Annotated in this window: 18 protein-coding genes, 2 pseudogenes and 2 riboswitches; of the genes and pseudogenes, 10 read left to right on the top strand and 10 right to left on the bottom strand. The window is 34.6% G+C overall.

Annotation, left to right across the window (positions count from 1 at the left end):
• Window positions 1–67: 67 nt before the first annotated feature.
• Together F9279_RS03615 and F9279_RS24940 are read left to right on the top strand one after the other, a co-directional pair.
• A complete protein-coding gene (locus tag F9279_RS03615) occupies window positions 68–394 on the top strand; it encodes a YnfA family protein (RefSeq protein ID WP_152111435.1) in 327 nt (108 codons plus the stop codon).
• 112 nt (window positions 395–506) lie between these two features.
• A pseudogene (locus F9279_RS24940) lies at window positions 507–644 on the top strand (AEC family transporter); the annotation flags it as partial.
• A gap of 122 nt (window positions 645–766) precedes the next feature.
• Here F9279_RS24940 and F9279_RS03610 read toward each other — a convergent pair.
• Both F9279_RS03610 and F9279_RS03605 read right to left on the bottom strand, forming a co-directional pair.
• Window positions 767–1243, bottom strand: a complete 477-nt coding sequence (locus tag F9279_RS03610; protein WP_152111434.1) for a hypothetical protein — start codon at window positions 1241–1243, stop codon at window positions 767–769.
• A 113-nt stretch (window positions 1244–1356) separates the two neighbouring features.
• Window positions 1357–1905 (bottom strand): GNAT family N-acetyltransferase, encoded by a 549-nt coding sequence (locus F9279_RS03605; protein ID WP_152111433.1) that lies wholly within the window; start codon window positions 1903–1905, stop codon window positions 1357–1359.
• A gap of 188 nt (window positions 1906–2093) precedes the next feature.
• Here F9279_RS03605 and F9279_RS03600 point away from each other — a divergent pair, with 188 nt between their 5' ends.
• A complete protein-coding gene (locus tag F9279_RS03600) occupies window positions 2094–3146 on the top strand; it encodes an LLM class flavin-dependent oxidoreductase (protein ID WP_152111432.1) in 1053 nt (350 codons plus the stop codon).
• A gap of 18 nt (window positions 3147–3164) precedes the next feature.
• Here the strand turns inward: F9279_RS03600 and F9279_RS03595 are convergent, their stop codons facing one another.
• From F9279_RS03595 to F9279_RS03570, 6 genes are all read right to left on the bottom strand, one after another.
• Entirely contained in the window at window positions 3165–3632 is a 468-nt protein-coding gene (locus tag F9279_RS03595) for a hypothetical protein (RefSeq protein WP_152111431.1), read from the bottom strand.
• Between the two features lie 106 nt (window positions 3633–3738).
• Window positions 3739–3924: a hypothetical protein gene (locus F9279_RS03590; RefSeq protein WP_152111430.1), complete on the bottom strand. Its 186-nt coding sequence runs from the start codon at window positions 3922–3924 to the stop codon at window positions 3739–3741.
• A 71-nt stretch (window positions 3925–3995) separates the two neighbouring features.
• Window positions 3996–4079: riboswitch (cyclic di-GMP riboswitch) on the bottom strand.
• A 125-nt stretch (window positions 4080–4204) separates the two neighbouring features.
• On the bottom strand, window positions 4205–4669 hold the full coding sequence (locus tag F9279_RS03585; RefSeq protein WP_152111429.1) for a CBO0543 family protein: 465 nt from the start codon (window positions 4667–4669) through the stop codon (window positions 4205–4207).
• Between the two features lie 113 nt (window positions 4670–4782).
• Window positions 4783–5517 carry an AAA family ATPase gene (locus F9279_RS03580; protein ID WP_152111428.1) on the bottom strand — a complete coding sequence of 245 codons (735 nt, stop codon included), beginning with the start codon at window positions 5515–5517 and terminating at the stop codon, window positions 4783–4785.
• Window positions 5518–5558: 41 nt separating this feature from the next.
• Window positions 5559–6845 carry a DNA polymerase thumb domain-containing protein gene (locus tag F9279_RS03575; RefSeq protein ID WP_152111427.1) on the bottom strand — a complete coding sequence of 429 codons (1287 nt, stop codon included), beginning with the start codon at window positions 6843–6845 and terminating at the stop codon, window positions 5559–5561.
• Window positions 6838–7167 carry a YolD-like family protein gene (locus tag F9279_RS03570; protein WP_152111426.1) on the bottom strand — a complete coding sequence of 110 codons (330 nt, stop codon included), beginning with the start codon at window positions 7165–7167 and terminating at the stop codon, window positions 6838–6840. Before F9279_RS03570 ends, F9279_RS03575 begins: the two co-directional genes overlap by 8 nt.
• A 201-nt stretch (window positions 7168–7368) precedes the next feature.
• On the opposite strand from F9279_RS03570, the gene F9279_RS03565 reads away from it, so the two are divergent.
• From F9279_RS03565 to F9279_RS03545, 6 genes and pseudogenes are all read left to right on the top strand, one after another.
• Complete coding sequence (locus F9279_RS03565) at window positions 7369–7674, top strand: hypothetical protein (protein ID WP_152111425.1); 306 nt, start codon at window positions 7369–7371, stop codon at window positions 7672–7674.
• 1017 nt (window positions 7675–8691) lie between these two features.
• A riboswitch (cyclic di-GMP riboswitch) is annotated at window positions 8692–8780 on the top strand.
• Window positions 8781–8868: 88 nt separating this feature from the next.
• Window positions 8869–10530, top strand: coding sequence for a pyridoxal phosphate-dependent decarboxylase family protein (locus tag F9279_RS03560; RefSeq protein ID WP_152111424.1), 1662 nt, complete (start codon window positions 8869–8871; stop codon window positions 10528–10530).
• 94 nt (window positions 10531–10624) lie between these two features.
• Window positions 10625–11278: pseudogene (locus tag F9279_RS26150) on the top strand (HAMP domain-containing protein); the annotation flags it as partial.
• On the top strand, window positions 11273–12220 hold the full coding sequence (locus tag F9279_RS26145) for a methyl-accepting chemotaxis protein (protein ID WP_413463189.1): 948 nt from the start codon (window positions 11273–11275) through the stop codon (window positions 12218–12220). The pseudogene F9279_RS26150 and the gene F9279_RS26145, both read left to right, overlap by 6 nt.
• A 235-nt stretch (window positions 12221–12455) precedes the next feature.
• A complete protein-coding gene (locus F9279_RS03550; RefSeq protein WP_152111422.1) occupies window positions 12456–13175 on the top strand; it encodes a YebC/PmpR family DNA-binding transcriptional regulator in 720 nt (239 codons plus the stop codon).
• Between the two features lie 660 nt (window positions 13176–13835).
• Window positions 13836–14051 carry a hypothetical protein gene (locus F9279_RS03545; protein ID WP_152111421.1) on the top strand — a complete coding sequence of 72 codons (216 nt, stop codon included), beginning with the start codon at window positions 13836–13838 and terminating at the stop codon, window positions 14049–14051.
• A gap of 130 nt (window positions 14052–14181) precedes the next feature.
• Here the strand turns inward: F9279_RS03545 and F9279_RS03540 are convergent, their stop codons facing one another.
• Together F9279_RS03540 and F9279_RS03535 are read right to left on the bottom strand one after the other, a co-directional pair.
• Window positions 14182–14712 (bottom strand): hypothetical protein, encoded by a 531-nt coding sequence (locus tag F9279_RS03540; protein WP_152111420.1) that lies wholly within the window; start codon window positions 14710–14712, stop codon window positions 14182–14184.
• 97 nt (window positions 14713–14809) lie between these two features.
• Window positions 14810–15778 (bottom strand): NAD(P)-dependent alcohol dehydrogenase, encoded by a 969-nt coding sequence (locus F9279_RS03535; protein ID WP_152111419.1) that lies wholly within the window; start codon window positions 15776–15778, stop codon window positions 14810–14812.
• Window positions 15779–16068: 290 nt separating this feature from the next.
• On the opposite strand from F9279_RS03535, the gene F9279_RS03530 reads away from it, so the two are divergent.
• Complete coding sequence (locus tag F9279_RS03530; RefSeq protein WP_152111418.1) at window positions 16069–16284, top strand: DUF6366 family protein; 216 nt, start codon at window positions 16069–16071, stop codon at window positions 16282–16284.
• The last annotated feature ends 35 nt before the right edge of the window (window positions 16285–16319 follow it).

Genomic DNA, 16319 nt, shown 5'->3' with positions numbered 1-16319 from the left:
GCTTTTAAGCACTATAACATTTTCTGCGATATAATGAATCAGTAAATAGAAGGGAGAATATCATTTTATGTTTACTGCCATCATTATCTTTATTATTGCAGGAATGGCCGAAATAGGTGGAGGTTATTTAATCTGGCTTTGGTTAAGAGAGGGAAAGCCTTATTACTTTGGAATTGGTGGGGGAGTAGCACTAGCTTTATACGGGGTAATAGCTACTTTTCAAAGTTTTCCATCATTCGGTAGAGTGTATGCCGCGTATGGAGGAGTCTTTATCGTACTTTCTGTTCTATGGGGCTGGGGTATTGATAAGAAAACCCCCGATCTTTATGATTGGCTTGGTGCTTCTATCTGTGTAATAGGGGTAGCAGTGATGTTATTTGCACCTAGACAGTAAACGAAATAGAATGGATGCTAATTCTTACAAGTAGAGCTGATTGTTACGCAATTTTTACATTGCTTATTTATATAAATCTTTCTAATTATCATCTAATTTTCCTACTATGATTTTAAGGATGACAAGCGCTCATCTAGTAGGAATTAACCATGAAGACATAGTAAAAGCAATTATACTAGTAGCCTTTCCTGGATCAGCAGTTGCAGCTTTAACTGCAGAAACAGCTTCTTCTTTTGTAATTAGTACATAACATTGCCAATCTTTATAACATGGCTAATATAACATATGAAAATACCTTTAAAGGGCTATCATTTCTGGTAGCCCTTTAAATCTTGGTGAAAATTTATTGTGATAAGAAGTAAGTAGAATGTTTTAATTCGTTCCTTTATTTGGTGTTAAGTTTACAAATCGAGCAAAGGAAAGGAGCATTTCTTCTCTTTTTTTCGTGTAATATTCTTTTTTAGCATAGTCGTCTAATTCTTTCTTCATATTTTCTGGTAAATATTCTTCAGGAATCAAGATAGAGACAGATGCTTGGATAGAAGGAATTTCTAATTCATCAGAAAGATAGGAAAGCTGATTTCCTTCTTCACTAGCAACAAATTTACCATTAGGTAGGTAATATAAATGCAATTGCGATGGGGGAATATCACTCCATCCTTTTATTTCAATAGATTTTCGCAATTCCATCCATGCCTCTTCTTTTTTAAATTCCTTTGGAGAGTACTTTAAAGCGATAATATCTTTTGGAGAGACTGTAGTAACACCATAAGGGACAGTAACATATGGTTTATATGGATGAACCGCTTGATCAAAGCGCTGCCACCTTTTCTTGAAAAGCTTAAGCAATGGAAAACACCTCCTGTTACATAGGTATTTTTGTAATGCTTATCTCATTCCGTAAATAAATGGTGGGATGTTCTGTGAATGAAGTGGCATTGAACTAAATCCTCACTAAATGATTATGCTTGCCACTCTTCTTTCAAGATACCATATAAAACATGATCTACGTAATGATCATAAAGCCATTCTGCTTGTCTAATTCTTCCTTCTTCCGTAAAGCCAAGGCGTTCGGGTATAGCTCTACTTTTTGTATTTTCAGGTGCTGCTGTTATTTCAATTTTATTTAAACCAAGTTCTGTAAAACCATAGTCAATAAATGCTTTACATGCTTTTGTCATAATCCCTAATCCTTGATAGTCACTTGCCAGCCAGTAGCCGATATTTCCTCTTTTACTTGTGCGATTTATGTCATTAAAGCCGATTGTTCCGGCAATTTTGCCTTTATATAAAATGGCTACAGACTTGGGATATCCTCCTGTTTCCAAAATACCTTGTAATCTTGCTTTAATATTATTTCGAGTATCTTCTACTGTTTTAGTGTTCTCCAGCCAGCCTAACCATTTCTTTAGATACTCTTTATTAGCCATTGTTAATGCGAAAAACTCATCTGCATCATCTTCTCTGAACATTCTTAATGATAATGAATCATCCATGACATATGTAAACATCTTATTTCCTCCTTTAGTTGCAGATAGCATGTATGTATGGTTTATTTTACTCTAAATAATTAGAGTATTCATTCATTTTTTTTAGTAAGGGCAGAATAGTTGTATAAAAGCTCTTCTCCTGTTTAAATAAAGAAGGATAAACTAGGGGATATAAAGGACTTGCTTTTAAATAAAGGAGGATACATATAGTGGAAATTGGTATAAGTACATTTGTAGAAACAACACCTGATGTAGCAACAGGTAAGGTGGTTAGTCATGCAGAACGTATTCGTCAAGTGGTAGAGGAAATTGTTCTTGCAGATAAAGTAGGATTAGATGTTTTTGGAGTAGGGGAACATCATCGTGAGGACTATGCGGCATCTGCACCTGCTATGATTTTAGCTGCAGCGGCACCACAGACAGCTCGTATTCGCTTAACAAGTGCAGTAACTGTTCTTTCATCAGATGATCCAGTTCGTGTTTTTCAGGATTTCGCGACATTAGATGGACTTTCAAATGGGCGCGCAGAAATAATGGCAGGACGAGGCTCCTTTATTGAATCTTTCCCGTTATTTGGGTACGATTTACAAGATTATGATGAATTATTTGATGAAAAGTTAGACTTGCTTTTAAAATTACAAGCATCAGAAAAGGTTACTTGGAGTGGAAAGCATCGCCCAGCTATTCAAAATAGAGGAGTCTATCCAAGACCAGTTCAAGATCCATTACCAATATGGATTGGTAGTGGCGGAAATAGTGAGTCAGTAGCTCGTGCAGGTCTGCTTGGATTACCTTTAGTGCTTGCTATTATTGGGGGAAATCCAGTTAACTTTGCTCCACTTGTAGATCTTTATAAGCGTGCTGCTGAACATGCAGGGCATGATCCGAAGAAATTAACGGTTGCCTCTCATTCACATGGATTTGTTGGGGAAACAACAGAAGCTGCTGCAGATTCTTTCTTTCCTTCTACACAATATGCGATGAACAAGCTTGGTAAGGAGAGAGGGTGGGGACCATATACACGCTCAACCTTTGATGCTGCAAGAAGCATGAATGGAGCACTATATGTAGGTGATCCACGAATGGTAGCAGATAAAATCATCCATCTTCGCAAAAATGTAGGAATAACCAGATTTATGCTACATGTTCCTGTTGGGAGCATGCCACATCATGAGGTATTGCGTGCTATTGAATTGCTAGGAACAGAAGTAGCTCCACTTGTGCGTAAAGAAATCGCAGAATGGGAAGCTACAAATCAATAAGAAAAAAGGGAATGTTCATCACGAAGCATTCCCTTTTTTCTTATTAGAAACAATATAGTTATGAAACCAGTAATTAACAAAGGAGAAGATATAGGCAGTTAGAAAAAGATGGATGGACTTAAATTTTGTTAGTTTATAAAATCCTACCTTTTGAAATAAAATATTCAGTGGGTACGCAAAAACGATATCTACAACTAAATTTACAAGTGTGTATAAAATAAACTTTTTATTTGTTAAATGAAAAATCCAAATATTAATAGCAAAAAAGGGACCAAATATAAAGTTTAGTGTATTCGCTACAAATGATTTTAATCCACCTTTCACTTTCCACCATTTAAAGATGATGCTAAGCAACGCTTCTGTTAAGAGGATAGACGCAGAGAAAAAGGTTACAGGTAAGTACTTTTTGACTTCTTTTTTTGGAAGAAATACTAAGCTTCCCCAGCTAATAATAAGCATAGTGATTCGAATCATAATTATAGACATACTTGAACACTCCATTTTAGTAAATCATTCTTTTGTTAGCGTTCTCTCTAGCCTTCCTAATTATTCTGTAATCGCTTAATCTCTTATTAAATGAAAAAATCCATCATTAATTAATGATGGATTGGCAGTTAGGACAAGTTATATCTGCACGTTGTTTAAATTCAATTCTTTTAAAATCTGCTTTTAAAAAGGTAGAATATGCTTTGTACTTTGATCCACACATGCAATAATTTTTGTCTTTCACTACACATCTAACTCCAGGTTTCTCTAATAAAACAGTTGGGTAAAACATCTTTCATTCCTTCTTTCTAATTTTTTAAAGGCAAATTAGACAGGAAGTGTTCATTTGTACAAGATAATTATCTTGGCAACCCGGCTGCCATTGCAGTTTGCTTTAGGCCCGTGGCTTTGCGTCTTTTACTTTCGTAAAATTTGCCCATATATAATTGTATCATTGTTTCAGACTTATTCAAGATAAAATAGGACAATTTTATTATTTTTTGTTAAATTTGGTGAGTATTAATAACTAGTAGAGATGAAATTAATGGGATTAGAGCTAAAAATGACTGAAATTATATAGCTTTTTCTATTTTTTTGACAAAGTTAAAATATTTTATTAATAAAAAGAGAAGAAGTGGATTAATCATAAAGGAATACCAAAGAGTCCACCATCCGTAATGAAAGTATCCCCATGGAGCTTTTAGTAATGCAACCCATTCATAGATCACAATAATGATATTAAAGAGGAAAACAAAACCTATTTTTGAATAAATACTCTTGTCATAGGGATAATAGTTTAAAAAAATAATATTCACAGGAGGGACTAAAAATAAAATATGAATCAGAGATTCCCAATCCACATCATCTTTACTAAAATACCAATATGCGTGGTAGCCTACATCTGTATATAAATCAAAAAGCAGTTGAAAGGCAAGAGTAAACATCCATATATGTACGATTTGATTTTTATTTAGCACCTTATTTACTTTATAAGCAATGCTGTTAAATGCTAGGACAGCAATCATTAATCCAATCATAAATGACCTCCTTAAATAAAAATAATCCATACAAGTTTGGCCATAACAATAAACCCTTATCTTTTACTATGCACTTGTTTACAGGTATTATCCTTATTTGAAGGAATTATTTCCTAGGATATATCTTCATCCTCTGCTAATAATTCTTTTAACATTTTTTCTCGATGTTGTAAAAAATATTTCGTGATTTGATAATGCTCTGTTTGCTCGTAAGCTACTTCTTCCATCCCCATTTCATTGAATTGTAAAATGGTTGCATCAGGATAGCCTAATAGAATGGGAGAATGAGTGGCTATGATAAATTGGCAGCCTTCTTGCTCGGCTAATTCATGCATAATCCGTAAGAATGTTAGCTGTCTTTGAGGAGATAGTGCTGCCTCAGGCTCGTCTAATAGATAAATGGCCTCTCCCTTAAATCGATGAAGAAACAAGGAGAGAAAAGATTCTCCATGAGATTGTTGTAAGAGAGATTTGCCACCATAGGCATCATATTTCCCTGGGTGATCTAATTGATCAATATGAGTGGCAAAATCATAGAAGGATTCTGCTCGGAGAAAAAAACCATTTGTAATTTTAGGCATCCAAGATAATTGAATATAATCTCCTAAATCAGATTGAGAAGAATATAAATCATATATATTTTGTCGGCTACCGCCTGCGGTATTGAATTCGCATTGATAAGCAATGGCTTCTAGTAAGGTGGATTTCCCTGAGCCGTTTTCTCCTACAAAAAAAGTCACATTCCTTTTTAAATCTAAAGATTTAAAAGTCTTAATTGCTGGGATGGAGAAGGGATAGGTATCTTTAGTGAAGCTTTTATCTTTTAATCGGATAGTTTTTAAAAACATGATGGTGCACCTTCTTTCTTTAAAGGGAGTAAAGAGGAGGATTATTTTTTATGTCCTCCTAATAGTTGAGCACGCTTAAGCGCAGTTCCACCTGGTGTATAAGAGACAGCACGTAATAGGGCAGTTGGTCCATGGCGATAACGAATTTTATCGACAATATAGCCAATCTTTCTTTTTTTCCAACCGTTTGTATCAAATAAATCAAGCTGCATTTCGTAATCTTTTTCTAGTTTTGTGATAGCAATAGAGATTTGTCTAACGGTTTGTCCACGATAGTTTTCAGAAAAAAGTTCTAGACAAACCCGATAAATATCCATTGTAACATTAGTTGGTTTCTCAATGGTCCTTGAGCGATGAAATCCACCACCAAACTCCTCTTTGCTATAAGAAAGACCTAAGCTAATCGTTCTAGCAGCATGGTGTTTGTTTCTTGCTCTTCTTGCTACTTCTTCACACATTTCTAGTATAACAGATTTGATTTCATTCAGTTCTTTATAATCACGAAGTAAAATTTGACTTTTTCCATAGCTAATCTGCCCCTGCATAATCGGAGCACCGATTTCGGATAAATCAATTCCCCAAGCATGATGGTAGAGTTGGTTACCCATAACTCCAAACTTCTTCTCTAATAATCCTAAATCATAGCGAGCTAATTGACCAACTGAAAATATACCCATACTATTTAATGTTTTCTCTACACGCCGACCAATTCCCCACATTTCTCGTAGAGGGGAGACGGACCATAATTTCTCTTGGATATCTTCATAGGTCCATGTAGCAATTCCGCCTTTTGCTTTTTTTGCTTCAAGGTCTAAGCAGAGTTTAGCCATAAGCATATTAGGACCAATACCAATAGTAGATGGCAGTCCAAAATCACGCATAATGTCTTTTTGAATGTATAGAGCAATTTCCTCTGGAGTTCCCCAAACTTTTTCTAAACCACTAACATCAAGAAAGCTTTCATCAACAGAGTAGGTATGAACGGCAATAGGAGGAACATAGCGAAAAAATAATTTCGTAATTTCCGTCGACATACGAACAAATAACCCCATTTTTGGATTTCTAATTTTAATTCTAGGATCCTCTGGTATTTCAAATAATCTAGAACCTGTTTTTATGTTAAAATCTTTTTTCATAGCAGGAGATGCTGCTAAGACAACACTACCTTTTTGGTCTGTGTTTCCAACAACAGCAAGATGACAACTCAAGGGATCTAAGCCTTCTGTAACAGCAATAATACTTGCATAAAAGCTTTTCATATCGACACAAAGAATCGATTTCTTTTGAAATTGAGTATAATCAAACACAGTATTGCTCCTTTTAATCATTCTGTATGTTTACTAAGGTGTGGAAAGGAATATAGTGAGTGTAATCATGACGATCCTGTATACGCAGTTCCTTTTTCATTGGGTCTATATAAATGGTCCTTCCAGATAACTGTTTAACAGAGCCATTTTTAAAGAAATGGTACTGAAGAAAAAGATTGTATTCCATTCCTTCTAATAGAAGCTGTTCCATTTCTTGTATCTTATCTTCATCTAAAATGGGTTGAGTTTCTTTTTCCTCCTCTCTCATAGCTTCTTTAACACTTTCAACATGTTCTGGAAGCATCATAGCCGTCCATTTAATGGTGCCTCGATCCCGAATCATCTTTCATCATCTCCTTGTGTGCTGTTTTTATCATAACAGAACAAATGTTCGCAATCAAGAAAGAGACCATAAAAAATGTACTGTTAATTTCTTGCTGTAGTGTAGGAAAAGATCTACTTTTATATTTTTATTGTTTGATTATTAACAGCGGATTATGCTTGTTGATTAGTTGGGGAGAGGGAGGTGAAGATTAAATAGAATGTGAAAAGAACATTTTGTAGATGTTTAAAAGAGCAAGGGGGCTGCCACTTTGTTTTTGTTGCGATTGTGTGTAATTTTGTTGCGGAAAATAGGATAATGTTGCGTTCGCACTATGCTTTGTTGCGGAAAACAAGATTTCGTTGCGTTCATACCATTATTGTTGCGAAAAAGAGAACTGGCCGAAGAACCGAGGTTCCAATAAGAGAACTAAGAACCATTCAAGCACGAAAAAGGAAGAAGGGTGGTTCCAATAAGAGAACTAAGAACCATTCAAGTACGAAAAAGGAAGAAGAATGGTTTCAATAAGTGTTCTAAGAACCATTCAAGTATGAAAAAGGAAGAAGAATGGTTTCAATAAGTGTTCTAAGAACCATTCAAGCACGAAAAAGGAAGAAGGGTGGTTCCAATAAGAGAACTAAGAACCATTCAAGTACGAAAAAGGAAGAAGGGTGGTTCCAATAAGAGAACTAAGAACCATTCAAGCACGAAAAAGGAAGAAGAGAGGTTCCAATAAGTGTTCTAAGAACCATTCAAGTACGAAAAAGGAAGAAGAATGGTTTCAATAAGTGTTCTAAGAACCATTCAAGTATGAAAAAGGAAGAAGAATGGTTTCAATAAGTGTTCTAAGAACCATTCAAGCACGAAAAAGGAAGAAGGGTGGTTCCAATAAGAGAACTAAGAACCATTCAAGTACGAAAAAGGAAGAAGGGTGGTTCCAATAAGAGAACTAAGAACCATTCAAGCACGAAAAAGGAAGAAGAATGGTTCCAATAAGTGTTCTAAGAACCATTCAAGCACGAAAAAGGAAGAAGGGTGGTTCCAATAAGTGTTCTAAGAACCATTGAAGTACGAAAAAGGAAGAAGCGTAGTTCCAAGGTGGTTCTTCACATCCCGAATCGGGAACAATCAAAAGGAAGGTCGTTCAAAATGAAAATAAGCGACCGAAAAAAGAAAGTATTAAGATAAAAAATTAGTACATTCTCTAAACAGACAGAATTGACATGATTACATGGACATTTACAAAATAAAGTTAATGTTGCGTTCGCACCCAACTTAGTGCAGAAAAAGAAAAAAGGAACAAAATCCAACCTAATAGTATCACGTTGCATAAAATACTACGCACCCAAATCCCCAACATGAAGACTAATACATTTTACGCACCCAAAATTATTTTCACAAAACATAAGAATATTTAACTAGTGATAAAAGTCACTAAACACCTTAAATATTTTCAAAATTTGAATATTAATAGTTCCATTGATATATAGTTTTAAAATTGATATGATAAATCAAAAGAACTAGATTTTAACAAAATAATACATTACCTATATGGGGCAAACTCGTTGAAAGGCGAGGACGCAAAGCTTCAGATCTAAGGAATCACTAGATTCTATGATAGCTGGGTTGCACAAAAATAGAATTCTATTTTATCTGCAAAAGCATTTTGTCCATTTTAAATGACAGAATGCTTTTATTTTTTATAATAAAGGAGATAGTAAAATGGACCTACAAAATATTCAAAAGTTATTTCCAAGTGATGATGGAAATGTAGATCAACAACAACATTTATTAGATTTAATCACAGGTTTAATTAAAGAACTGGACTTAAATAAAAATACAGAGAAATCTATTTTAGGTGAAACAAAAAATAGAGACGATGACTTTTATCGTACGCTAATTGAACAATCTGCTGTACCACAAAGTGGAAAGGAAATGACTAAAGTGCTAGAGGATCTTTTAGACCTAGTACAAGGACATCCATATCATACACACAGATTTGTTTCGAATGTATTACCAATGGCAAGTATACCTGGAATCTTAGGAGTGCTAACTACTATTCTTGTTAATGGAAATAATCTTTGGGATGTATACGGTCCAGCTGGTGCGGAAGCAGAAGTGAAGGTTGTTTCCATGATGTCTAAATTAGTAGGATACGATCATACGAAGAGCTTTGGATATACAACATGGGGTGGACAAGGAGCTGTATTTACAGGACTACGTTTAGCTATTGCCAAACAATTTCCGAAAGCAAAAGAAGAGGGACTACCATCTAATTTATATTGCTTCGCATCAGAAGGAGCTCATTACAGCTTACTAAAATCAGTAGAAGCAACTGGAATTGGAAGCAATCATTTAATTCGTGTAAAAACAACAGCTGATCACTCAATGGATATTCAGGATTTAAGAAAGAAGATGGAAGAAGTATTAAGTGCTGGTGGTATTCCAATCTATATTGTGGCAACAACAGGGACAACAGATTCATTCGGGATTGATAATGTAAAAGAAATTAAAGATGTCATTGATTCATTAAAAGAAACACATCCTCTGCATGATGTACATGTTCATGCTGATTCAGCTTTAGGTGGTTTCTACACATTGTTTAATTCCTATGATTTTGAAACAAATCCATTAAACTTTGAAGCGAATGTTTTAGAAGGCTTAGCAAGTATTCGTGAAAAAATGCAATATGTACATTTAGCAGATAGTTTATGCTTTGATTTCCAAAAGCTTGGGCAAACACCATACTTAACTAGTTTGTTTTTAACAAAAGATGGTAGCTCTTTAGGATTGTTAGATTTAGAAGAGTTTGAAACTCCTTATGTTGGTAATCGTGGATATGGTAGCTATCATACTGGATACACATTGGAATGTTCTAGAATGGCAAGCTCCATTGCTATTTATGCAGCTCTACAAGCATTTGGGGTGGAAGGCTATCAGCAAATTCTTGCAAACTATGTTCGTGTAAATCTAGCTTTCCGTGAAAGAATAGAAAAAGAGTTTACGAATGTAGCTGTCATTAATCCTACTATTGGACCAGTATCTGTATTCCGTATGTATGCAGAGAAAGAAAATTGGCAGAATGAAGTAGCTGGTAAGGCTACAGCAGAAGAAATTGCGAAAACAAATGAACTAAACAATCAGCTTTTTGAAATATTAGGTCGAGACAGAGAAGAGTACTTCTTTGGAGATACGAAAAAAGTGTGTTTAATTGATGCGGTAGATTCAAAAGAGCGTCATCCAGTTTATGCTGCTAAGCTCTTTACGATTTCTCCTTATACAGAAACAAAACATATGGATGAAATCATGGAATTTCTTATTCCACGTATTGCTGAAGCACTAGGGGTAAAACAGGAGGAGAAGGAACTTGAACTCACATACTAAGCAAAAAAAGAAGAAACAAAGCTCTATTTTTAAAAAGAATTTACAAGGCTACTTAATTCCTCTCATTATTAGTAGTTTGATTTATACTGTGGTAATGATCATGGGTTCAGAAGGTCTTGTAGTAAATTTAGTATTAAAAAGTTTAGATCAAACTTTACAAGCAAATTTAACTGTTGCTGCTAATGAAATAGATACAGCATTTGTTAGTGATGCAGAAGAAGGAGATCAACAAGCCTATCAACGATTACTAACACAACTAAATGAATTAAAAAGGCAAACAAATGTTGAGAATATTTATGTGTTAGGGAAAAGTGGCAATGATGGACATATTATTGCCTTAAGCGATACAGAAGAAAACGGATCAGACTATTCATTCACAAAGGAAATGGATAGAGCTCTAGCTGGAGAAACTGTAGTTAGTGATATATATGAAGATGAATTTGGTGTGCACAAGTCTATCTTTATGCCAGTGGATGGAGCAGATGCAATCATTGGGCTTGATATGGACGCATCTTTTATTAATGAATTAAATCAGCAAATTATCTATATTGCGATTGGGCTTTTTCTCATTGTTCTTATACTCGGAAGTTTATTTGCATACTGGATGAGTAAGAGAATCTCCAAACCAATTGTAGCTTTGGCTAAATATGTGGAGCCATTAGCTGATGGAGATTTTACGAAGGAATCATTAAAAGTAACTTCGAATGATGAAATTGGTGCACTTACTACAAATGTAAATACAATGGTAACCGAATTAAAAGGTTTGATTGGTCAAGTATCTATTAATTCAGAACAAGTAGCAGCAACTTCTCAGCAATTATATTCAAGTACGGAGCAAACAAGCTCCTCTATTTCCATGATAAATGAGTCCATTCAAGAAGTAGCAACAGCAACAAACGATCAAACAAGTACTATTGAAACAATCAGCACAGAAGTGGAAAACATTTCTCATCATTTAGAAGATATGAAAAATAGAATGAAAGAAGTGACAACTGCATCCTCTGATACTGCAACTATCTCAGAAAAGGGTTCGGATGTAATCGGAAAAGCTGTGAAGCAGATGCATACTATACACGAAAATGTTAGTGAATCAGCAGATGTTATTCAATACTTAAACGAGAGTTCTAATCAAATTAATGAAATCGTATCTTTAATAACGAATATTGCTGGACAAACTAATTTGCTTGCATTAAATGCTTCTATTGAAGCAGCTCGAGCTGGAGAACATGGAAAAGGCTTCTCAGTAGTTGCAGAAGAAGTTCGTAAATTGGCGGAAGAGTCTGCTAGCGCTGCAAATCAAATTAGTGAAAAAATTATTTTCATTCAAGAGCAATCCATTAAAGCGGTTGACTCGATGTCAAAAGGATATGAAGCGGTCCAAAAAGGAATAACTACAGTGGATGAAGCAGGAATATCATTTGAAAGCATTAGAAAATCTGTACATAATGTTGCAAATCAAATTGCTGTAATGGAAACAAAAATTATTGATATAAATAATAATGGTATGAGAATTGCGACTTCTTTAGATAATTTAACAGAAAGCTCCAGTGAGTTTTCTGGACATGCTCAAAATGTTTCAGCAGCATCTGAAGAGCAAACAGCCGTAATGGAGGAAATGGTTATAGCAACCAATACCTTAACGAAAATGGCAGTAACACTGCAAGAAGTAGTAAATAAATTTAAATTGTAATTCGTAGGTTTTAACTTCACTTAAGGGTGAAGTTAAAGCCTTTTGCTTGTTCAAGTATAGGTATTCAAGGATTAGTCATAAACTTTTAAGTAAAAGGCTGAATAAAAAAGACAATTGATGTATAATATTAGTGGTCTTAACGTTTTGGGCAGTAGACAGAGTATATTTTGCCTACGAGCTTACCTTTATATATAATAAACAATGGTAATTGTAAAAGAGAAAGAGAGTGTTCATTATGGGTCGTAAATGGAATAATATTAAAGACAAGAAAGCGTCAAAAGATGCCAATACTAGTCGTGTTTATGCTAAATTCGGACGTGAAATCTACGTTGCTGCAAAACAAGGAGAGCCTGATCCAGAATCAAATCAAGCTTTAAAAGTAGTACTAGAACGTGCGAAAACATATAGTGTTCCAAAACATATTATTGAAAAAGCGATTGAAAAAGCAAAAGGCGGTTCAGAAGAAACATTTGATGAATTACGCTATGAAGGCTTTGGTCCAAACGGTTCTATGGTTATTGTTGATGCTTTAACAAACAATGTAAATAGAACAGCATCTGATGTACGTGCAGCATTCGGTAAAAACGGTGGAAACATGGGAGTAAGTGGATCTGTTTCTTACATGTTTGATGCAACAGCTGTTATTGGAGTAGAAGGAAAAACAGAAGAAGAAGCATTAGAGCTTCTAATGGAAGCAGATGTAGATGTTCGTGATATTATGGAAGAAGAGGATTCTGTTATCGTTTATGCAGAACCAGATCAATTCCATGCTGTTCAAGAAGCATTTAAACAAGCTGGTGTAACAGAATTCACTGTTGCAGAGCTAACAATGCTTGCACAAAATGATGTAACATTAGATGGTGAAGCACAAGCACAATTTGAGAAAATGATTGATGCTATTGAAGAGTTAGATGATGTGCAACAAGTTTATCATAATGTGGATTTAGGGGAGTAAGATTGTTTGAAGAGTTGATGGGTTGGAATCTAGTGATCTTGAAGAACTCTGACATAAACCCATGGTGACTTAATAACTCTAATAGTATAGCTCACTTTTTGTATGAAAAGCTCATATGAAAAGTGGGCTTTTGTTGTTATAGGAAAGAGAACTCTACCTAGGGTCCAAAAAGCTTGCAGCAAAGGATTAGCAAACTTCTATATGGTGTGAAAGAAATTATTGCTTCTCTCTATTCGTAATAGACAGCAAAAATAAGCGTAAAATTACGGTTAAATACCAAATAGCCGCTTATTGGGAAGGAAATAAGGGCATTTTTACGGTTAAGTTCGTTAAAATCCGCCTATCTTCTAAGTTTATAAGAAAATAGGCGGAAATCTACGGCTATTGGAGGTGATTTTCTATGCTGAGAACGATATAGGCGGAAATCTACGCTTATTTATTTTTGTCTGAAAAAAACGAACACTAAATACAACGTAGGCTATGGTTTTTCTCTTTACCCATTCACCTAACACCTTTTTTAGAATACCCCAAATATTGTCAGAGAAGCTAATTAAAAACATTGTTCCATCCTTTTTCACAAGTAAAATTCATCTATATGATTTTTACAAGAAGGTTTATGTTCTTTTAAATTGAATGTTAAGGCATAGGAGGTGGAAATATATGAATGTTAATTACTATTATTATAATCAACTATTATTAAGTACAGTCACGAATGATTTAAATGGTTTAATTACAGCTATCGAAAAATCTGAAAGTCTACAATTTCAGGAAAAGATTTGTAAGCTTGATAGATTTCTCCTTAATCATTATAAAGTAGATGGAGTATGGGAAGAAGAGTTTATTGTCTATTTAAAGGATTATGATGATGAGAAGTAATAAGTTATAAAGAAGGAATAATTATTGAATTGGTAGGGAACATGGTAACTGATATATATAGCATAACAACAAAAGATGTAGGAAGAAGAACTAAAAACCCCAACTCCTATATGAGTTGGGATTCTAAACACTATTGCTTACTCTCTTTTTCTAACGTCTCTGATACCGAGTTTAATTGTTCTACTGTTGAATCTATTAAGGTTTGCAGTTCTTCTTGAGCATTGGTGTTAGCAGCATCTATACTTTCCTTCAGTTGAGTATCTACATTCTCCACACTTGCTTTTGCTTCCTCAATAGCACTTATTGTATCCGCATATTTCGTGCTAAGTTCATCTGTTAAGAGAGAGGTATACGTATCTAGCATATTAGAAATAACAAGAAGACTAGTTTCTGTTAAGAGTGTGGAGGCTTCTTCAGAAAGATTTACATCGCTTAATGCTTGTAGACTATCAGTAAGGCTTTGAACCGTCTGATTAGTGCCATCAATAAACTGTTCTTCATAATTTCCTTTTAAATCATCAATAACAGTAGAAATATTTTCATCTATATTAATATCTTCCGTATTTACGTTTTCCAGTCCTTTTTCTATCTCTTCTGAGCAACCAGTTAATAGGATAGTGGTTAATAAAATCCCACTAATTACTTTCCCTTTTAATTTCATCAAATTCCCTCATTTCTTTTAGCATGGTATATATACGTAAGAAGGGGATGAAAAGTTTCAACTTATTATGACTGTTTGTAAAAGGGGAGAGGGATTGTTAAAAAGTAATAATAATTTTCCCTTGCGCATGGCCTTCCTCTAAATATTGATATGCGTCTGAGATACTATCTAATGAAAAAGTTTTATCAATTACTGGTTTAATGTCCCCATTTTCTAATAGATCTTTTAGAAAAAGGAGATCATCATGATTAGTTCTGTGCAAAAGGTTGGTTATATTCTTTTTATCCATGAAGGAAGCAAATGGTCCATTAAGCATTGTTTGAAACAATTGAGATTGTGCTCCTCCTACATGAATGAATGTACCATTCTTTTTTAAAGCGTGCTTATAGTCAGAAATAGAGTTAGATCCATTAACTCCAAGAATCAAGTCATAGTATGCCTCTTTGAAGGGAATCTCTTCTTTTTGGTAATCAAAACAATAATCTGCACCTAACGTTTTCAGAATCTCCATATTCCTTGTACTACATACACCAGTCACTTCTGCACCAAATGCTTTAGCAATTTGAACTGCAAACGTTCCTACACCACCAGATGCACCATATATTAATATCCTCTGTCCTTTTTGAATGGTTCCTTTATTTCTAAGAGCTTGTAGTGCTGTTGCACCAGCCATTGGTGTTGCAGCTGCCTCTTCAAAAGTAACAGTAGAAGGCTTTAGGACTAATGCATCTTCAGGAACACATACATATTCTGAAAAAGCTCCCCATCCAAAAATAGATAAATCACCGAAAACATCATCACCAGGTTGAAAAAGGGTTACGTCATCTCCAACTTTCTCTACTGTTCCAGCCATATCACTACCAGGTACACTGTATTTTGGTTTTCTCAGTCCGAAAGCAAATCTTGCTAGAAATGGTTTTCCACTTAAGAGTACAAGATTACTATAGTTTAATGATGCGGCATGAACCTTTACTAAAACTTGCTTGCTTGTAGGCACTGGTTTTTCTAGATTGGTAAGGATTAAATCATCAGGTGTACCATATTTTTGACTAATAATAGCTTTCATTTTTCATACCCCACCTTCGATAATGCCTTTCTTCATTATAACTATACAATGTAAAGACATAATTAATTACTAATTAAAGGATATTAAAAAATAATAAAGAATAGATATGTAGTAAGAGAATAAGGTAGAAGGTCGGAGAAACAATGGGAAAAAACTTGTTAAAATCTTACGGGCTTATATTCGAAACGAGAAAAGAAACCGTTTATTAATGCCAATAGAAACGAAGTAAACATTACAATAGATTAGAGAAACGAAAAAACGGATTCATCATGTGTAGTAGGAGGAGTAAAATGGGTAATCACAAAGAATCACCAGAACAAAAAAGAGAAAGATTAAGACAACAAGAATTGAAAAAGACTAGTATGGGTGGTGTTGGTGATAGTTTTAATAAAGCTAGTCAAGGAAGTCTTGTCGATTTAGTAGGTAGTCTAGGTTGGAGGGGAACAGGAGTACTAGTCCTTTTACTTATTATTGGCTTTTTAGTTTATACAGTGTTTTTTAGATAGTTTAAAAATATAATCTCTGTATATTAGTCATGCTG

This window comes from Bacillus sp. B1-b2 (assembly GCF_009183415.1).
Lineage (GTDB): Bacteria > Bacillota > Bacilli > Bacillales > Cytobacillaceae > Niallia.
The sequence above is the reverse complement of the archived record's forward strand: the minus strand, read 5'-3'. Positions and strand labels throughout refer to the sequence as shown.